This is a genomic window from Microbacterium sp. bgisy207 (assembly GCF_057706855.1).
Genome location: NZ_JBYIPB010000014.1, coordinates 19657 through 38684, shown reverse-complemented (window position 1 = coordinate 38684; position 19028 = coordinate 19657). Strand labels below are relative to the sequence as shown.

At 65.4% G+C, this 19028-nt stretch carries 14 protein-coding genes and 3 rRNA genes; 14 read left to right on the top strand and 3 right to left on the bottom strand.

Going from position 1 to position 19028, the window contains the following annotated elements; all coding sequences use genetic code 11:
* Window positions 1-22: 22 nt before the first annotated feature.
* A complete protein-coding gene (locus AC3ENO_RS12860; protein ID WP_434970995.1) occupies window positions 23-613 on the bottom strand; it encodes a hypothetical protein in 591 nt (196 codons plus the stop codon).
* Window positions 614-660: 47 nt separating this feature from the next.
* On the bottom strand, window positions 661-1302 hold the full coding sequence (locus AC3ENO_RS12855) for a DNA-binding protein (protein ID WP_434970994.1): 642 nt from the start codon (window positions 1300-1302) through the stop codon (window positions 661-663).
* 78 nt (window positions 1303-1380) lie between these two features.
* Here AC3ENO_RS12855 and tyrS point away from each other — a divergent pair, with 78 nt between their 5' ends.
* The 14 genes from tyrS to xerD all read left to right on the top strand — a co-directional run bounded on the left by tyrS (window position 1381) and on the right by xerD (window position 18043).
* Window positions 1381-2697: a tyrosine--tRNA ligase gene (tyrS, locus tag AC3ENO_RS12850; protein ID WP_434970993.1), complete on the top strand. Its 1317-nt coding sequence runs from the start codon at window positions 1381-1383 to the stop codon at window positions 2695-2697.
* A gap of 556 nt (window positions 2698-3253) precedes the next feature.
* Window positions 3254-4775, top strand: a 16S ribosomal RNA gene (locus tag AC3ENO_RS12845).
* A gap of 409 nt (window positions 4776-5184) precedes the next feature.
* Window positions 5185-8284: ribosomal RNA gene (locus tag AC3ENO_RS12840) — 23S ribosomal RNA — on the top strand.
* Between the two features lie 100 nt (window positions 8285-8384).
* Window positions 8385-8501, top strand: a 5S ribosomal RNA gene (gene rrf / locus AC3ENO_RS12835).
* The 16S, 23S and 5S rRNA genes sit together here, the layout of an rRNA operon.
* 125 nt (window positions 8502-8626) lie before the next feature.
* Window positions 8627-9121: a hypothetical protein gene (locus tag AC3ENO_RS12830; RefSeq protein ID WP_434970992.1), complete on the top strand. Its 495-nt coding sequence runs from the start codon at window positions 8627-8629 to the stop codon at window positions 9119-9121.
* Window positions 9122-9168: 47 nt separating this feature from the next.
* On the top strand, window positions 9169-9981 hold the full coding sequence (locus AC3ENO_RS12825) for a hypothetical protein (RefSeq protein WP_434970991.1): 813 nt from the start codon (window positions 9169-9171) through the stop codon (window positions 9979-9981).
* Entirely contained in the window at window positions 9981-11015 is a 1035-nt protein-coding gene (locus AC3ENO_RS12820) for an HAD-IIA family hydrolase (protein ID WP_434970990.1), read from the top strand. The genes AC3ENO_RS12825 and AC3ENO_RS12820 overlap by 1 nt, the downstream gene beginning before the upstream one ends.
* Before the next feature lie 58 nt (window positions 11016-11073).
* A complete protein-coding gene (locus AC3ENO_RS12815) occupies window positions 11074-11337 on the top strand; it encodes a hypothetical protein (protein WP_434970989.1) in 264 nt (87 codons plus the stop codon).
* Window positions 11338-11347: 10 nt separating this feature from the next.
* Window positions 11348-12148 (top strand): TlyA family RNA methyltransferase, encoded by an 801-nt coding sequence (locus AC3ENO_RS12810; protein ID WP_434970988.1) that lies wholly within the window; start codon window positions 11348-11350, stop codon window positions 12146-12148.
* Window positions 12145-13068 carry an NAD kinase gene (locus tag AC3ENO_RS12805; protein ID WP_434970987.1) on the top strand — a complete coding sequence of 308 codons (924 nt, stop codon included), beginning with the start codon at window positions 12145-12147 and terminating at the stop codon, window positions 13066-13068. The genes AC3ENO_RS12810 and AC3ENO_RS12805 overlap by 4 nt, the downstream gene beginning before the upstream one ends.
* A complete protein-coding gene (gene recN / locus AC3ENO_RS12800) occupies window positions 13065-14765 on the top strand; it encodes a DNA repair protein RecN (RefSeq protein WP_434970986.1) in 1701 nt (566 codons plus the stop codon). The genes AC3ENO_RS12805 and recN overlap by 4 nt, the downstream gene beginning before the upstream one ends.
* A gap of 17 nt (window positions 14766-14782) precedes the next feature.
* The gene (gene pyrG / locus AC3ENO_RS12795) at window positions 14783-16534 is read left to right on the top strand and encodes a CTP synthase (protein WP_434971030.1); all 1752 of its coding nucleotides are present in this window, start codon (window positions 14783-14785) and stop codon (window positions 16532-16534) included.
* A gap of 4 nt (window positions 16535-16538) precedes the next feature.
* Window positions 16539-17117, top strand: a complete 579-nt coding sequence (locus AC3ENO_RS12790) for an NUDIX domain-containing protein (RefSeq protein WP_434970985.1) — start codon at window positions 16539-16541, stop codon at window positions 17115-17117.
* A 2-nt stretch (window positions 17118-17119) separates the two neighbouring features.
* Window positions 17120-18043 carry a site-specific tyrosine recombinase XerD gene (xerD, locus tag AC3ENO_RS12785; protein WP_434970984.1) on the top strand — a complete coding sequence of 308 codons (924 nt, stop codon included), beginning with the start codon at window positions 17120-17122 and terminating at the stop codon, window positions 18041-18043.
* A 9-nt stretch (window positions 18044-18052) separates the two neighbouring features.
* On the opposite strand, the gene AC3ENO_RS12780 is transcribed toward xerD, so the two are convergent.
* Entirely contained in the window at window positions 18053-19000 is a 948-nt protein-coding gene (locus AC3ENO_RS12780) for an NAD-dependent epimerase/dehydratase family protein (RefSeq protein WP_434970983.1), read from the bottom strand.
* Window positions 19001-19028 lie beyond the last annotated feature (28 nt).

The following is a 19028-nucleotide window of genomic DNA, read 5'->3' as shown; positions in this document are numbered from 1 at the left end:
GATCGCCGTGCCGGTCGGCGGCTCACCACACCGCGAGCCTGACCAACGCACCCACGACGGCGGCCCAGATGAGGCTCGCGAGCGTTCCGATGATGAAGCGTTCGCGGGCTTCGGCAGACGCCAGTTCCGAGAATCGTCCGATGCCTTTGACGGCGACGACGACCGCGATCGCCTCGGGGTAGCCCGCCACGATCGCGAGGGTGACAGCCAGCCGCTCGAGGTAGCCGATGGTGGTGCCGCCGCGCATGACTTCGTGCGGCCGCTCGTGGTCGTCATCCGTCGCCGAGGGCACGATGATTCCGCCCGCGTCGCCGTCCTGCACGCGGCCCCGGGTCGCGAGGGTGAGCACGTGGCGGGTGATCGGGTTACCGCCGAGCACCGCCAGCGCGGTGCCGAGAAGACCGAGGATGAGCCCCATCAGCAGGGGCACGTTCTGCGGCAGCACCGCCACGACCAGGATGCCGAGCACGACCAATCCCGCCGAGATGCTCAGCGGCAGAGTGCGTGGCTGCCGGATGCTCACCAGCACGAGAGCGAGCGCGGCGCACATCGCGAGGAACAGGAAGATCGAGACGACCGCGGCGATGAGAGCTTCAGGGACGGCGAGCAGCATGGGTCCATGCTGTCACGCACCTCCGTCACGGATGCCGGACAGGTGCGTCAGGGTGTCGGAGCATTGCCGGCCGCGCTCAGCGCACGCACGAGCGCGGGCAGCGCGCCCTCCTCGATTCGGAGACCGGCGGCGCGTGCGCGAAGGCTCACGGCGGCGGCCGTCACCCCCAGTGCCTGTGCCGCATCGCGCTGCGTCATTCCTTGGGCCAGCAGGTCGTACACCTCCCATCCTTCGTCTGTCCGACGATCGCGCACGTCGATCAGGAGACGGATGAGGGCCTGCGCGTCGGAGGCGTGGGGCGAGGCATCCGGGGCGATCGACAGCCGACCGGGAGCGCGCTTGGCGTCACCCACCGCGTCGCGCGCGCGGATGAACGCCGACCCGCGTGCCGCCCGGATCGAGGTGGGGTAGGGCTCTTCCACGTCACCGATGCCCAGGCCGATGCTCCAGCGTTGACTGCGGCTGAGCGCCAGGATGATCGCCAGCGCCGCGTCCGCATCCGCGACCGCGACCTGGATCTCATCTCCGATGGTGCGCTCGGGCCCCAGGACGGGGGCGTCGGGAGCGGCTGCCCTGACGATCTCGAGTGCGCGGGGGACGAGGTCGTCGGAGATCCGACTCCCTCGTTGGTCCGCGGTGATGACGAACACGTGCGCCTCCGATGCCGTTGCCTTCAGACAAGCATACATGCTTAATCAAGCCGAAGTTAGTTTCCATACTTATTATCTGTCCCGCGTTGGGTGCGGGCCGCTGATAATCTGGCATCCGTGCCGGAGTTCGAGACCGATGTCCCCATCCGTGCGTTGGCGCCGGCGAACGATCCGACATTCGAGTCGGTGTGGGACGAGATCGTCTGGAGAGGTCTTGTTCATGTCTCGACCGACCAGACCGCGCTTCGTGACCTCCTCTCCGCGGGGAGCGTCACCTACTACTGCGGCTTTGATCCGACCGCGCCCAGCCTGCATCTGGGCAACCTCGTCCAGTTGCTGCTGCTTCGTCGTCTCCAGCTCGCCGGCCACAGGCCCCTCGGGTTGGTCGGCGGGTCTACGGGGCTGATCGGCGATCCTCGCCCCACGGCGGAGCGGACGCTGAACACGCCCGAGACCGTTGCCGAGTGGGTCACGCGGCTGCGCGGCCAGGTGGAGCGCTTCCTCAGTTTCGAGGGCGAGAACGCGGCGCGAATCGTCAACAACCTCGACTGGACGGCGCCGCTGTCGGCGATCGATTTCTTGCGCGAGATCGGCAAGCACTACCGAGTCGGCACGATGCTCAAGAAGGATGCCGTCAGTGCGCGATTGAACTCCGAAGCCGGCATCAGCTACACGGAGTTCAGCTACCAGATCCTGCAGGGTATGGATTTCCTCGAGCTGTACCGCAGCTACGGATGTGTGTTGCAGACGGGCGGCAGCGATCAGTGGGGGAACCTCACCAGCGGTGTCGACCTTATCCATCACGTCGAGCACACGTCGGTACACGCGATCGGTACGCCCCTGATCACCAACAGCGACGGCACGAAGTTCGGCAAGAGTGAAGGCAACGCGATCTGGCTGGACGCCCAGATGTGCAGCCCGTACCGGATGTACCAGTTCTGGCTCAACACCGATGACGCGGACGTCATCGCGCGATTGAAGATCTTCACCTTCCTGACCCGCGAGGAGATCGAGGAGTACGAGCGGCTCGTCGAGGTCGAGCCCTATCGTCGTGCGGCGCAGAAGCGCCTCGCCCTCGAAGTGACAGCCACAGTTCACGGGGCGGCGGCTACCGCAGCCGTGGTCGCCGCCTCTGAGGCCCTGTTCGGTCAAGGGGATCTCACGGCACTCGACGCGAGCGTCTTGCGCAGCGCCCTGGAGGAGCTGCCGCATGTCGAGGCGACCGCCGAGACGACCGTGGTCGAAGCGCTCGTATCGACCGGGCTGGTCTCGAGCCTCTCGGAGGCGCGCCGCGCGATCGCCCAGGGGGGCGTGTCACTGGACGGGGTTCGGGTCGAGGACGATGGCGCCGTCGTGACCGGTGCATTGCCCGGGGGAGTGTCCGTCCTGCGCCGAGGCAAGAAGACGCTCGCTGGCGTCTTCGTGCGCGGCTGAACGCCCGCATTTCCGGGTGTCGCGCCGCCGGAGCTGCGCCGTCGGGCGGCGCGACACGCCCGGGATGCGGTCAGGATTTGTCCCGCCGTTCATATCCGCGTAATGTCTTTCTTGTTCGCCCCAAAGGAGCGCGGTGAGGCTGAGAGCCTCCCCTCCTCAAGCGGAGAACCACCCCCCACCACACAGACTCCTTGAGAGTCGGGGACCTTCGGGTCTACGATGGGGGTCCGCTCTTCGCGGTGGTCTTGTCGACCGCTCGAGCGAGTCTCAGACTCGTCGGACGCCGATTTGACAGCGACGAAGAAACGGATAAGATAGAGAAGTTGCCCTGCGGGGAGGCCGAGAGGCCGAAAGCAGGAGCATCCGATCCTTGAGAACTCAACAGCGTGCACTTGTCAAATGCCAAAAAACCTCGATTCAGCTTCGGCTGAATGAGATTCCTTTGGATCAAAGTCCGGCACTTCGGTGCCGGCAACGGATAGTCAGCAATGACATCCCTTTGGTCAGATCAAACTCGCTGCTTCAGTCAATTTCCGGCTGATCGCAGCAACATTCTTTCACGGAGAGTTTGATCCTGGCTCAGGATGAACGCTGGCGGCGTGCTTAACACATGCAAGTCGAACGGTGAAGCAGAGCTTGCTCTGTGGATCAGTGGCGAACGGGTGAGTAACACGTGAGCAATCTGCCCCTGACTCTGGGATAAGCGCTGGAAACGGCGTCTAATACCGGATACGAGCTGCGAAGGCATCTTCAGCAGCTGGAAAGAATTTCGGTCAGGGATGAGCTCGCGGCCTATCAGCTTGTTGGTGAGGTAACGGCTCACCAAGGCGTCGACGGGTAGCCGGCCTGAGAGGGTGACCGGCCACACTGGGACTGAGACACGGCCCAGACTCCTACGGGAGGCAGCAGTGGGGAATATTGCACAATGGGCGAAAGCCTGATGCAGCAACGCCGCGTGAGGGACGACGGCCTTCGGGTTGTAAACCTCTTTTAGCAGGAAAGAAGCGAAAGTGACGGTACCTGCAGAAAAAGCGCCGGCTAACTACGTGCCAGCAGCCGCGGTAATACGTAGGGCGCAAGCGTTATCCGGAATTATTGGGCGTAAAGAGCTCGTAGGCGGTCTGTCGCGTCTGCTGTGAAAACCCGAGGCTCAACCTCGGGCCTGCAGTGGGTACGGGCAGACTAGAGTGCGGTAGGGGAGATTGGAATTCCTGGTGTAGCGGTGGAATGCGCAGATATCAGGAGGAACACCGATGGCGAAGGCAGATCTCTGGGCCGTAACTGACGCTGAGGAGCGAAAGGGTGGGGAGCAAACAGGCTTAGATACCCTGGTAGTCCACCCCGTAAACGTTGGGAACTAGTTGTGGGGTCCATTCCACGGATTCCGTGACGCAGCTAACGCATTAAGTTCCCCGCCTGGGGAGTACGGCCGCAAGGCTAAAACTCAAAGGAATTGACGGGGACCCGCACAAGCGGCGGAGCATGCGGATTAATTCGATGCAACGCGAAGAACCTTACCAAGGCTTGACATATACGAGAACGCTGCAGAAATGTAGAACTCTTTGGACACTCGTAAACAGGTGGTGCATGGTTGTCGTCAGCTCGTGTCGTGAGATGTTGGGTTAAGTCCCGCAACGAGCGCAACCCTCGTTCTATGTTGCCAGCACGTAATGGTGGGAACTCATGGGATACTGCCGGGGTCAACTCGGAGGAAGGTGGGGATGACGTCAAATCATCATGCCCCTTATGTCTTGGGCTTCACGCATGCTACAATGGCCGGTACAAAGGGCTGCAATACCGCGAGGTGGAGCGAATCCCAAAAAGCCGGTCCCAGTTCGGATTGAGGTCTGCAACTCGACCTCATGAAGTCGGAGTCGCTAGTAATCGCAGATCAGCAACGCTGCGGTGAATACGTTCCCGGGTCTTGTACACACCGCCCGTCAAGTCATGAAAGTCGGTAACACCTGAAGCCGGTGGCCCAACCCTTGTGGAGGGAGCCGTCGAAGGTGGGATCGGTAATTAGGACTAAGTCGTAACAAGGTAGCCGTACCGGAAGGTGCGGCTGGATCACCTCCTTTCTAAGGAGCATCTGGCACCCTCGGGTGTCCAGGCGCCGGATCGAGACACACGTTCTCGCCGGTTAGCTCATGGGTGGAACATTTGACGAGGTGTCGATCGCAGATCGCCCCGCTCAGTACGTCCTTCGGGACGGGAACCGCGGATCGTGAACGACCGGCACATGCACGCTGTTGGGTCCTGAGGGACCGGATGCCGCGAAAGCGGCAGCTGAACCTCAGGGCCTTTTCTGGCGGTCGCAGTGCGACACGCGGAGAGGGTACCGCCCGTACTTTGAGAACTACACAGTGGACGCGAGCATCTTAGAGACGATCCTTCGGGATCGTTTCACAAAGATGATCTATATAGATCATTAGTCAATTTCAGATCCGAGCTTCGGCTCGGATCCCGATTCTTGACGAACTCATGTGATTTCAAGTCTTTAAGAGCAAACGGTGGATGCCTTGGCATCTGGAGCCGAAGAAGGACGTAGCAATCTGCGATAAGCCTCGGGGAGTGGATAAGCACACTTTGATCCGAGGATCTCCGAATGGGGAAACCCCGCTGGGCGGCGTGCCGACCCAGTGACTCCCGCCTGAATATATAGGGCGGGTAGAGGGAACGTGGGGAAGTGAAACATCTCAGTACCCACAGGAAGAGAAAGCAACCGCGATTCCGTTAGTAGTGGCGAGCGAAACCGGAACAGGCTAAACCGAGTACGTGTGATATCCGGCAGGAGTTGCGTATTCGGGGTTGTGGGACTTTTCATGCTGTTCTGCCGAGCAGCAGGCGTTACAAGAAGGTATAGACGAATGGCATTGAAAGGCCAGTCATAGAGGGTGCCAACCCCGTAGTCGAAATGCCTCCCTTGGCGCGAAGAGTATCCCAAGTAGCACGGGGCCCGAGAAATCCCGTGTGAATCTGTCAGGACCACCTGATAAGCCTAAATACTCCCAGATGACCGATAGCGGACAAGTACCGTGAGGGAAAGGTGAAAAGTACCCCGGGAGGGGAGTGAAATAGTACCTGAAACCGTTTGCTTACAAACCGTTGGAGCAGCCCTAGCAGCTGTGACAGCGTGCCTTTTGAAGAATGAGCCTGCGAGTTAGCGATATGTGGCGAGGTTAACCCGTGTGGGGTAGCCGTAGCGAAAGCGAGTCTGAATAGGGCGATTCAGTCGCATGTCCTAGACCCGAAGCGAAGTGATCTATCCATGGCCAGGCTGAAGCGACGGTAAGACGTCGTGGAGGGCCGAACCCACTTAGGTTGAAAACTGAGGGGATGAGCTGTGGATAGGGGTGAAAGGCCAATCAAACTTCGTGATAGCTGGTTCTCTCCGAAATGCATTTAGGTGCAGCGTTGCGTGTTTCTTGCCGGAGGTAGAGCTACTGGATGGCCGATGGGCCCTACAAGGTTACTGACGTCAGCCAAACTCCGAATGCCGGTAAGTGAGAGCGCAGCAGTGAGACTGTGGGGGATAAGCTTCATAGTCGAGAGGGAAACAACCCAGACCACCAACTAAGGTCCCTAAGCGCGTGCTAAGTGGGAAAGGATGTGGAGTTGCTCAGACAACCAGGAGGTTGGCTTAGAAGCAGCCACCCTTGAAAGAGTGCGTAATAGCTCACTGGTCAAGTGATTCCGCGCCGACAATGTAACGGGGCTCAAGCACGCCACCGAAGTTGTGGCATTGACATTATTGGTAGGCCTTCGTGGTCCAGCCGTGTTGATGGGTAGGAGAGCGTCGTGTGGCCAGCGAAGCGGCGGTGTGAACCAGCCGTGGAGGCTACACGAGTGAGAATGCAGGCATGAGTAGCGAAAGACATGTGAGAAACATGTCCTCCGAAAGACCAAGGGTTCCAGGGTCAAGCTAATCTTCCCTGGGTAAGTCGGGACCTAAGGCGAGGCCGACAGGCGTAGTCGATGGACAACGGGTTGATATTCCCGTACCGGCGAAGAACCGCCCCAATCAATCCAGTGGTGCTAAGTGCCCGAATCCCTTTGTACGATCCCTTCGGGGTGAGGCATTGGGCCTAGCGCACGACCCCATGCTGGTGCGGTTAGCGTATTAACAGGTGTGACGCAGGAAGGTAGCCCAAGCCAGGCGATGGTTGTCCTGGTGCAAGTGCGTAGGCTGAGTGATAGGCAAATCCGTCACTCGTTCGGCCGAGACACGATGCGGATAAAAAGTGGGTGATCCTATGCTGCCGAGAAAAGCATCGACGCGAGGTTCTAGCCGCCCGTACCCCAAACCGACTCAGGTGGTCAGGTAGAGAATACCAAGGAGATCGAGAGAATCGTGGTTAAGGAACTCGGCAAAATGCCCCCGTAACTTCGGGAGAAGGGGGGCCTTCGACGTATTAGGACTTGCTCCGAAAGCGTTTGGAGGCCGCAGAGACTAGTGGGTAGCGACTGTTTACTAAAAACACAGGTCCGTGCCAAGTCGCAAGACGATGTATACGGACTGACGCCTGCCCGGTGCTGGAAGGTTAAGAGGACGGGTTAGCGCAAGCGAAGCTCAGAATTTAAGCCCCAGTAAACGGCGGTGGTAACTATAACCATCCTAAGGTAGCGAAATTCCTTGTCGGGTAAGTTCCGACCTGCACGAATGGCGTAACGACTTCCCAACTGTCTCAACCGCGAACTCGGCGAAATTGCACTACGAGTAAAGATGCTCGTTACGCGCAGCAGGACGGAAAGACCCCGTGACCTTTACTACAGCTTGGTATTGGTGTTCGGTGTGGCTTGTGTAGGATAGGTGGGAGACTTTGAAGCAGGGACGCCAGTTCTTGTGGAGTCATTGTTGAAATACCACTCTGGTCACTCTGGATGTCTAACTTAGAACCGTAATCCGGTTCAGGGACAGTGCCTGGTGGGTAGTTTAACTGGGGCGGTTGCCTCCCAAAAAGTAACGGAGGCGCCCAAAGGTTCCCTCAACCTGGTTGGCAATCAGGTGGCGAGTGTAAGTGCACAAGGGAGCTTGACTGTGAGACTGACAGGTCGAGCAGGGACGAAAGTCGGGACTAGTGATCCGGCAGTGGCTTGTGGAAGCGCTGTCGCTCAACGGATAAAAGGTACCTCGGGGATAACAGGCTGATCTTGCCCAAGAGTCCATATCGACGGCATGGTTTGGCACCTCGATGTCGGCTCGTCGCATCCTGGGGCTGGAGTAGGTCCCAAGGGTTGGGCTGTTCGCCCATTAAAGCGGTACGCGAGCTGGGTTTAGAACGTCGTGAGACAGTTCGGTCCCTATCCGCTGCGCGCGTAGGAAGTTTGAGAGGATCTGACCCTAGTACGAGAGGACCGGGTTGGACGAACCTCTGGTGTGTCAGTTGTTCCGCCAGGAGCACCGCTGATTAGCTACGTTCGGGATGGATAACCGCTGAAAGCATCTAAGCGGGAAGCCGGCCTCAAGATGAGACTTCCATGCCTACGGGCGAGAGGCTCCCAGCAGACTACTGGGTTGATAGGCCGGATGTGGAAGCGTGGCAACACGTGGAGCTGACCGGTACTAATAAGCCGATGACTTGATAACACACCCTTTGAGGTGTTCGCGTCCACTGAGTGGTTCTCGATGTACGGTCGAGAACCGCATGACAATGACTTTGTTGTGCAGACTGAAACATCAATAGTGTTTCGGCGGCCATAGCGAGAGGGAAACGCCCGGTTACATTCCGAACCCGGAAGCTAAGCCTCTCAGCGCCGATGGTACTGCAGGGGGGACCCTGTGGGAGAGTAGGACACCGCCGGACTTCTTTCGAGAAATGGCCACCCAACGTTGGGTGGCCATTTCGCGTTAACGCACTTGTGCAGCCTGTAGTGCACACGACGTGGAAGGATCTGGCAGACATGGTGGACGACAGCCCCACGAGCGCGGATGACCCGGCGCGCCGTCCTGGCGGCGATCGGTCCCCGCGGCGAGACGGTTCGGGTCGAGCCGACCGAACAGACCGTTCTGGTCAGGGTCGTCAGGGCCGAGCTGAGCGCACGCCCCGCGGCGATGGTGCGCCGCGCGCCGGATCCGGCGGCAGACCCCATCGCGCGGCGGGCAGCCGCGACGGTGCCTCGGCCTCACGGCGCGGCGAAGACCGCGGGCGCCCGGACCGTGGTGATCGTCCGCACCGGCGTGACGGTGGTGATCGTCCGCAGCGGCGTGACGGTGGTGATCGTCCGCAGCGGCGTGACGGTGGTGCTCGTCCGCAGCGGCGTGACGGTGGCGACCGGCCCCAGCGCAGGCCCGGCGGCGGCCGTCCCTCAGCGGGTGGTCGTGCTGACCGACCGGTTCGCGACGAGGCGCCTCGTGAGCGAGCCCCGGAGATTCCGGAGGACGTCACCGCTCGTGACCTGCCGCCGGCAGCGCGGAATGAGCTGAAGACGCTGAGCAAGGAGAACGCCGATGCCGTCGCACGCCATCTGGCGATGGCGGCTCAGCTGATCGACACCGATCCGTCCCTTGCTCACGAGCATGCGCAAGCCGCCGTGAAGCGCGCGGGTCGTATCGCTGTGGTGCGCGAGACCGCAGCGATCACGGCGTATGCGAACGAGGATTTCGCGCTCGCACTCCGTGAGCTGCGCACGTACCGCCGGATTTCGGGCAAGGACGATCAGATCGCGCTCCTCGTTGACAGTGAGCGGGGCGTCGGGCGTCCCGATCGCGCGCTCGAAGCCGGCCGCGCCGTCGATCGCTCGGCGCTGCCGCCCGCCGTTCGGGCCGAGCTGGCGATCGCGATGTCGGGTGCGCGATTGGATCTTGGGGAGCCGGAACGCGCGCTGAGCGAGCTGGACATTCCCGAGCTGGATCCCGACCGCGCCTTCGAGTGGTCGCCGGCGCTCTTCGCCGCACGAGCGACGGTACTCGAGGAGCTCGGACGCGACGAGGAGGCGGCTCAGTGGCGTCGCCGCGCCGTCGTTGCCGCGGAGGCCCTCGATGCCGCCGCGGGCGTTGCGGAGAGCGAGGAGATCTTCGTCGAGGACATCGCGCCCGAGGATGCTGTGTCTGAAGACATCGCGCCCGAGGACGTCGCGCCGGACGACGTCGCGCCCGAAGACGTCGCGCCGGAGGATGCCGCGCCGGAGGATGCCGCGCCGGAGGATGCCGCGCCGCAGGACATCGCCCCGGAGCATGCTGCGCGAGAGGATGCCGCGGCGCCGGACGCCGGCGGTGCTGCCGATTCCGGGGGCGAGCCTGCCGCGGATTCCGCCCGGCCGGACACCGCCGACGGCGCGCGCTGATGGTGCTGTTCTCCCGCCGTGCGCGGGCGGCGACGCCGCTCGATGACGTCGACGTCGTGCTTGCCGACCTTGACGGCGTCGTCTATGCCGGGGCCGGGGCCCTTCCGTGGGCCGTCGAGAGCCTGACCGCACTGGGCGATCGTCGTCTGGGGTTCATCACGAACAATGCGTCACGCACGGATGCCTCGGTCGCCGCGCACCTTCGGGAGCTCGGCATCCCCGCAGCGCCCGACGATATCGTGACCAGTCCGCAGGCCGCGACGCGCCTGCTTCGGGAGCGCGTCGAGCCGGGCGCCACGATCCTCGTGGTGGGCGGTGAGGGGCTGGTCGTCGAACTGGAGAAGGCAGGGTTCGTCGTGACCCGCAGTGCGGATGACGCGCCAGCCGCCGTCGTGCAGGGATTCGCGCCCGACGTCGGGTGGGCGCAGCTTGCCGAGGCGGCCTTCGCCCTCAAGGTCCCCGAGGACGAGGGTGGCATCCCGTGGATCGCGACCAACACGGACTGGACGATCCCGCAGGCTCGCGGCATCGCTCCCGGGAACGGCACGCTCGTGTCCGCCGTGCACACCGCGGTCGGTCGCCTGGCAACCGTCGCGGGCAAGCCCGAGACGCCGATCTTCGAGGAGGCGGTGGCGCGGTTCGGGGCTCAGCATCCCCTGTTCATCGGCGATCGCCTCGATACCGATATCCTCGGTGCCTGCCGTGCGGGCATCGCGTCCGCGCTCGTGCTGACGGGCATCGACCGGCCCAAGCATGTGCTGGCGGCGCCCGCCGGGTCTCAGCCGACGTACATCCTCGGTGATCTTCGCGAGCTCGCGGAGCCCTATCCGGAAGCGGTCACCCGCGACGCCGTCACCGAGGTGCGGGGCGCGCGCGTGCGCATCGACGGTCCGGACGTGACGATCCTTGCGGAGGGGGAGCGCCCGATCGATCTCTTGCGTGCGGGGGCTGCGGCGATCTGGGGCACGGGGCGCGCGATCTTCGGTTTCCGCGTGCCGGAGCGGCTCTACGCCGATCCGTTCCACCGACCCTGATCGCGCGCGCCGTCCACGCGCCCGCCTGTCATGGCTGGCCGCCCGTAGGGTGGGTGTCATGCTCAGCGAAGACCTTCCTGACACGGATGCCGCGCCGGCTGGCTCCGCGCCCCGCGCCGCCGACCCGGACGCGGGCGCCTCGTCGCCGCCGCGCAACGAGGACCTCGCGCCCGACGGCGACCTCAGACCCGATGAGGACCTGCTGTCGCGACTGGAGATCGTCGAGTCGCAGCCGCTGGCCGATCGTGCCGCCGCCTACGAGGCGATTCACGAGGACCTGGCCCGCCGGCTCGAGCAGAGCCCCGAGTCACCTCGCCCCTGATCGCGCTCCGATGACACCCCGATTGGATGCGGAGCTTGCTGCTCGCGGGCTGGCTCGCTCGCGCACCCACGCCGCACGGCTGATCACCGCAGGGAGCGTCACCGTCGACGGTCGCGGGATCGTGAAGCCGTCGACGACCGTGGATTCGGCATCCGTGATCGAGGTCGCAGCCGACGACCACTATGTGAGCCGGGGCGCGCACAAGCTCGTCGCTGCGCTGGATGCTTTCGGCGTGGACGTCGCCGGACGGGCCGCGCTCGACCTGGGCGCGTCGACCGGCGGATTCACGCAGGTCCTGCGCGAGCGCGGCGCGACCCCGGTCGTTGCCGTCGACGTCGGGCACGGGCAGCTCGCGCCGGCGATCGCCGCCGATCCCGCCGTGGTCTCGGTCGAGGGATTCAACGTCCGGTACATGGATCCCCACACCCTGCGCGAGGCATCGGGCATCGCGGACCAACCGCAGCTCGTGGTGGGGGACCTCTCCTTCATCTCGCTCGCGCACGTGATCCCCGCGATCTGCCGGGTCGCGTCGCCGGATGCCGACATCGTCCTGCTCATCAAGCCGCAGTTCGAAGTGGGGCGCACCGGTGTGCGAGAAGGCATCGTGACGGATGCCGCGCGCCGCGCCGATGCGGTCATGGGTATCCTCTGGGCTGCCTGGGATGCGGGGCTCGGAGCCGCCGGCGTCATCTCCTCCCCGCTCATCGGCACCCACGGCAATCTCGAGTACCTCGCGCATCTGACCGCGTCACGAGGGAGCAATCCGACAGAATGGATCAGCACGGTGAATCAGCTGACGGGAGCGCGATGACCGACGAGGGCCGGAACATCCTCGTGGTCGTGCACGCCCGCCGACCCGAGACCGTCCATGCCGCCGCCCGCGTGATCGGCGCCCTGCGCGATGCCGGCGCGACACCCGTGATCTCCTCCGAGGATCGCGCAGAGCTCGGGTCTTCGGTCCCCGGGCCGTTGGCGACGCTCGGGGCCGATGTCGCTGTCGCCGACATCGAACTCGCGATCGTCCTCGGTGGCGATGGCACGATCCTGCGCGCGGCCGAGCTCGTCCGTGAGGGGAGCGCGCCGGTGCTGGGCATCAACATGGGCCACGTGGGTTTTCTCGCCGAGATCGAGCGCGACGACATGGACGAGGCCGTGCGACGGGTCATCGACCGTGACTACACCGTCGAGGAACGTCTCGCCCTGCACGTGCGCATCAAGGACCGGGACGAGCGGGTCATCTATGAGACGTGGGCGTTGAACGAGGCCACCGTCGAGAAGGCCAGCCGGGAACGGATGCTCGAGGTCGTGATCGAGATCGATGGCCGGCCGTTGTCCTCGTTCGGGTGCGACGGGGTCGTCGTGTCGACCCCCACCGGCTCGACCGCATACAACTTCTCCGCGGGCGGCCCTGTCATCTGGCCCAGCGTCCAGGCGATCGCGGTGGTGCCGCTGTCGGCTCACGCCCTCTTCGCCAAGCCGCTGGTGATCGCTCCCGAGCACACGGTGGCGATCGAGTTGCTCGAGCGCAACAACGGGACGGGCATCCTGTGGTGCGACGGCCGACGCTCGCACGATCTTCCCGCGGGCGCGCGGGTGGTCGTGCGCCGCTCCGAGCGCCCGGTACGTCTGGCGCGCCTGCATCCGGCGTCGTTCACCGACCGGCTGGTCAAGAAGTTCCGCCTGCCGGTCGAAGGCTGGCGCGGTCCGTCGACCCCCTCGGAGAACCCGTGATCGAGCAGATGACGCTGCGAGACCTCGGCGTGATCGCTGAGGCGACCCTGCCGATCGGGCCGGGATTCACCGCGATCACGGGTGAGACCGGCGCGGGCAAGACCATGGTCGTGACGGGACTCGGGCTCCTTCTCGGTCAGCGCTCCGACACCGGCGCCATCCGTGCGGGTGCCGCGCAGGCATCCGTGGAGGGCGTCTGGATCGTGCCCCCGGATGGAACCGCGGCAGCCCGGGTGCGCGAGGCAGGAGCGGACGTCGAACCCATCGACGACACGCGCGCGGAGCTGATCATCGGGCGAACGATTTCGAGCGAAGGCCGTAGCCGGGCCGCGGTCGGCGGCCGGTCTGCTCCCGCCGCCGTGCTCGCGGACTTGGCCGATGAACTCGTTGTGGTCCACGGCCAGTCGGACCAGTTGCGGCTGCGCTCGGCGGCGGCCCAGCGTGACGCGCTCGACCGATTCGGAGGAGCGGAGATCTCCCGGGCCCTCGAGGCGTATCGCGAGCGGTTCGCGGACTGGGAGCGTCTTGATCAGGAGCTCACGGCTCTTGTCGCCGATCGTGACTCTCGGGCTGCGGAAGCCGAAGAGCTCCGCGCCGCGATCGCGGTGATCGAGGCGACAGCTCCACGTGCGGGCGAGGATGCCGAGCTGACGCAGCGAGCGGAGCGTCTGGCCAACGCCGAGGCGCTTCGGGAGGCTGCCGCGCTGGCACACGCTGCCCTCAGCGCCGACGACGACGCTGCAGCTGACGCGACGACTCTGGTGGGGGAGGCCCGTCGCGCACTGGAACGTGCCGCGGGCAGTGACCCGGCGCTGGAGCGTCTGGCCGAGCAGATCGCCGACATCGGATACCGGCTCGTCGACGTCTCTGCCTCGCTTGCCGGGTACCTCGCCGATCTGGACGAGTCGGGTCCGCACGAGCTCGCTGCCGTCGAGGAGCGACGCGCGACGCTCGCGGAGCTCGTACGCGCGCATGGCTCGCTCGAGGGGGCGATCGCACTCCTGGACAGCGGGTCGGCGCGTCTTGCCGAGCTCGACGACGACGGCGACCGGATCGAACGGCTCACCCGGGAGCGGGAGGCCGCGGCATCCGCTCTCGACGACGCCGCCGCTGCCCTCACGGCAGCGCGCACCGCTGCAGCGTCTCGACTGTCGGGGCTGGTCACCGCCGAGCTTCACGCGCTGGCGATGCCGGATGCCGAGGTCGAGGTCGAGGTCTCTCCCGCGCCCCCGAGCCGGTCGGGCCGCGACGACGTCGCGATCCTGCTTGCGCCCCACCCGGGTGCCTCGCCGCGACCGGTCTCCCGCAGCGCGTCGGGCGGGGAGCTCAGTCGCGTCATGCTCGCGATCGAGGTCGTGATCGCCGGCGTCGACGCCGTGCCGACCTTCGTCTTCGACGAGGTGGATGCCGGTATCGGCGGCGCCGCAGCGATCGAGGTGGGCCGGCGCCTGGCACGCCTGGCGCAGACGTCGCAGGTGATCGCGGTGACCCACCTCGCGCAGGTCGCGGCGTTCGCGAACAACCATCTCAGCGTCATCAAGGCCAGCGACGGCGCGGTCACCGCATCCGGAGTGCATCAACTCACCGGCGCCGACCGCGAAGCCGAGATGGCGCGACTGCTGTCGGGAATGCCAGACTCCGAGGCAGCCCTCACCCATGCCCGCGAGTTGCTCAGCCTGGGCGCGGCTGCCGACTGATAGGATCGAAGCCCGTGATGCAGACCCCGAGTGACTCGCACGGTTCCCCTTCGGATGACGCCCCGGCGCCCGGATCCCCCACCGTCGCAGAGGCCACCTCGGGCCCCTCGACCACGAAGCACATCTTCGTCACCGGAGGTGTCGTCTCGTCCCTCGGGAAGGGACTGACCGCAGCGAGCCTGGGAAACCTCCTCACCGCGCGGGGGCTGCGGGTCGTGATGCAGAAGCTCGACCCGTACCTGAACGTCGACCCGGGAACGATGAACCCGTTCCAGCACGGCGAGGTCTTCGTCACCGACGACGGAGCCGAGACCGACCTCGACATCGGCCATTACGAGCGTTTCCTCGACATCGACCTCAGTCAGGCTGCGAACGTGACGACCGGTCAGATCTATTCGCAGGTCATCGCGCGGGAGCGCCGCGGCGAGTACCTCGGCGACACCGTGCAGGTCATTCCGCACATCACCGACGAGATCAAGCGGCGGATGCGTCTGCAGGCGACCGAGGATCCGCAACCGGATGTCATCATCACGGAGATCGGCGGCACGGTCGGCGACATCGAATCGCAGCCCTTCATCGAGTCGGCGCGTCAGATCCGTCACGAGCTGGGACGGAAGAACGTCTTCTTCGTTCACGTCTCGCTCGTGCCGTTCATGGGCGCCTCGGGGGAGCAGAAGACGAAACCGACCCAGCATTCCGTGGCGACGTTGCGTTCCATCGGCATCCAGCCCGACGCTCTCGTGCTGCGCAGCGACCGTCCCGTCACCGAGGCGAACAAACGCAAGATCGCCCTCATGTGCGACGTCGACGAGGCTGCCGTGGTCAACGCCGTCGATGTGCCGAGCATCTACGACATCCCGACGATGCTCCACGAACAGGGCCTCGATGACTACATCGTGGACGCGCTCGACATCAGCAAGGCCGGCCGGGTGGACTGGACACGCTGGAACCGCGTGCTGCAGGCGGTGCACAACCCCAAGCACGAAGTCACCATTGGGCTGGTGGGCAAGTACATCGACCTGCCCGATGCCTACCTCTCGGTCACCGAGGCTCTCAAGGCCGGCGGGTTCGCGCACGAGACTCAGGTGCGCATCACGTGGATCCCCTCCGACCTGTGCGAGACCCCGGAGGGCGCCGCGAAGGCGCTGGCATCCGTCGACGGCATCGTCGTCCCGGGCGGTTTCGGCATCCGCGGCATCGAGGGAAAGCTGGGCGCGCTGCGCTTCGCTCGCGAGCAGGGCATCCCCACGCTGGGCCTGTGCCTGGGTCTGCAGTGCATGGTGATCGAGTACGCGCGGAACGTGGCGGACCTTCCGGGGGCGTCGTCGAGTGAGTTCGACCCCGAGACGGAGTTCCCCGTCATCGCCACGATGGCCGAACAGGTCGAGATCATCGACCACGGCGATCTCGGCGGAACGATGCGTCTCGGGCTCTACCCGGCGCGGCTGGATGAGGGGTCGATCGCCGCGGAGGTGTACGGGACCACGCAGGTCTCGGAGCGGCATCGGCACCGGTACGAGGTCAACAACGCGTACCGGGACCGCCTCGCTACTGCGGGACTGCGGTTCTCGGGCCTGTCACCCGACCGCAACCTCGTCGAGTACGTCGAGTTGCCGCGGGACGTGCACCCGTACTACATCGCAACCCAGGCGCACCCCGAGCTGCGCTCGCGGCCGACGGCGCCGCATCCGCTGTTTCGCGGACTCGTCGGGGCAGCCCTCGACCGGCACCGGGCGAGCGAGCTGTTCGATGTCGAATCGGATGAGTGAGACCGTGGCTGCCGCTCCTCGGGACGAACCCTTCGAGGCGCACGTCGTCTCGTCGTCGCTCGTGCACACCGGACGGGTGTGGGATGTCCGCAGCGACACCGTGCGCTACGGCGATGCCGAGTTCGTCCGCGAGTACGTCGACCACCCGGGCGCGGCGGCTGTCGTCGCGATCGATGACGCCCAGCGCGTGCTGCTGATCCAGCAGTATCGGCATCCGATCCGGCACCGCGACTGGGAGATACCTGCCGGACTCCTCGACGTCTCCGGCGAAGCGCCGATGATGACCGCGCAGCGAGAACTCGCGGAGGAGGCCGACCTGGTCGCCACGTCGTGGCAGCCCCTCGTGAGCATCTTCACGACGCCCGGAGGAAACGACGAGATCGTGCATCTGTTCCTCGCCCGCGGATTGAGCGCGGCACCCGAGGTCCACGCGCGAGAAGACGAGGAAGCCGACATCCGGCTCGAGTGGGTGCCGTTGGATCAGGTCGTCACCGGAATTCTCGATGGAAGCCTGCGCAACGGCATCCTCTCGGTGGGGGTCCTCGCGGCCGCAGAAGTGCTGCGTCGCGAAGCCCGGGGCTGAAGATGCAGCTCGATCGGGCGATCGACGCCTACCTGCGTCACGTCACGATCGAGCGGGGGCTGTCTGCCCACACCATAGCGGCCTACCGCCGCGACCTCTCGCCGTACCGCCAGTGGTTGGGGGAGCGGGACATCGACGACTCCGCACAGGTCACACCCGCCCTCGTCCGTGACTTCATCGCCGAGCGCGCGGCATCGGACCCGCCTCCCGCGGCAACGAGCCTTGCCCGCCTCCAGTCGTCGGTGCGAGGACTGCACCGGTTCCTCGTGGTCGAGGGGATCGACGCCCTCGACCCCACGACCCACATGACGCCGCCGAAGACGCCCCGTCGCTTGCCCAAGGCCCTCACGATCACGCAGGTCGAAACGCTGCTGGCCGCCGCAGGTCCGGAGCCGGCAGAGGCATCACCGGGAGATCTCATCGCGCTGCGAGACCGGGCCCTGCTCGAGCTGCTCTACGCGACGGGAGCGCGGGTCTCGGAGGCGGTGGGAGTGGATGTCGACGATGTCACCGACGGAGACATCCTTCGAGTACGCGGAAAGGGGTCCAAAGAGCGCATCGTGCCCATCGGGTCTTACGCACGCGCGGCGGTGGATGCCTACCTGACGCGCGCGCGGCCCGAGCTCGCGCGGCGCGGCAGGTCGAGCCCGCGGCTGTTCCTCGGGGCGCGCGGTGCACCGCTGTCGCGGCAGAGCGCCTGGCTGATCATCCAGGCCGCCGCCGAACGCGCGCAGCTGGACGCGCACGTGTCACCGCATACGCTGCGCCACTCGTTCGCGACGCACCTGCTGCAGGGCGGCGCGGACGTGCGGGTCGTGCAGGAACTCCTCGGTCACGCATCCGTCGCGACGACTCAGATCTACACCCACGTGAGCGTCGACGCCCTGCGGGATGTCTACGCGACCTCGCACCCGCGCGCGCGGTGATTGCGCGCCTCAGGCAGGCAGTCGCTTGCTCCACGCGCGCGCCGTCTCGGAGACGAGCACGTCCCAGTCGGTCGGGTGGATGCCGAACGTCGCCTCGGTCTCGGTCGCGTCCACCTCGAACGGGGCATCGAACTGATAGAGCACCCCGTTGACCTCGCGAAGGACAGGGACGAACACGCCGCCGACCCGCAGCAGCCACCGGGGCACGACTCGCAGTCGTGGATCGGGAGCGCCCGCGGCGCGGCTGAGGTCGGTGAGCGCCTGACGCACGCTCATAGCGGGATTCGTCGGGACAAGCCACGGGCGCCCCCACGCGCGTTCGTCGCGCCCCAGCGTCGCGAGCGTCCGAGCGACATCATCGATGGCCGTCCAGGCGTGCGGCACATCGGGGTCCGCGAACACGGATGCGGTCTTGGCAGCCAGCGTGGAATGTGCGTATCTGGCGAGCAGCCCGCTCGCGACCGGGAGTGTCGGGCCGATGTAGTCCGATGCCCGAGCCTCCGTCGCGCGGACGCGACCGTCCTCGTGGGCTCGTCGTGCGTCCTCCCACATCGCGGCGCGCAGAGCACCCTTGTGGTCGGACGGATGCAGCGGCGTCCTCGCTGTCATCGGTGCTGTGACGGGTCCGTACCCGTAGAGGTTCGACATCGTCACGAGCACCGCGCCGGTCGCCTCGGCAGCCGCCAGAAGTGCGGACGCCAGCGGCGGCCAGCGTCGCTCCCATTCGGTGTAGTCTCCGGGGTTGGCGCAGTTGTAGATCGCGGCGGCGCCGGCGGCGATTCGCGTCAGGGCATCCGCGTCGGAGGCATCGGCGGCGACCGCGGTGACGCCCTCGAGGGATCGCGCGCTGCCCGATCGGGTGACGACGATGACCTGCTCGGCCTCGTCAGCCAGCAGGCGTGCGAGCGCGGAACCGATGGGGCCCGCTCCGACGATGACATGTGGGGCCGGGGGCATGCCCCGAGTGTAGGCCGCGCGCCGCGCG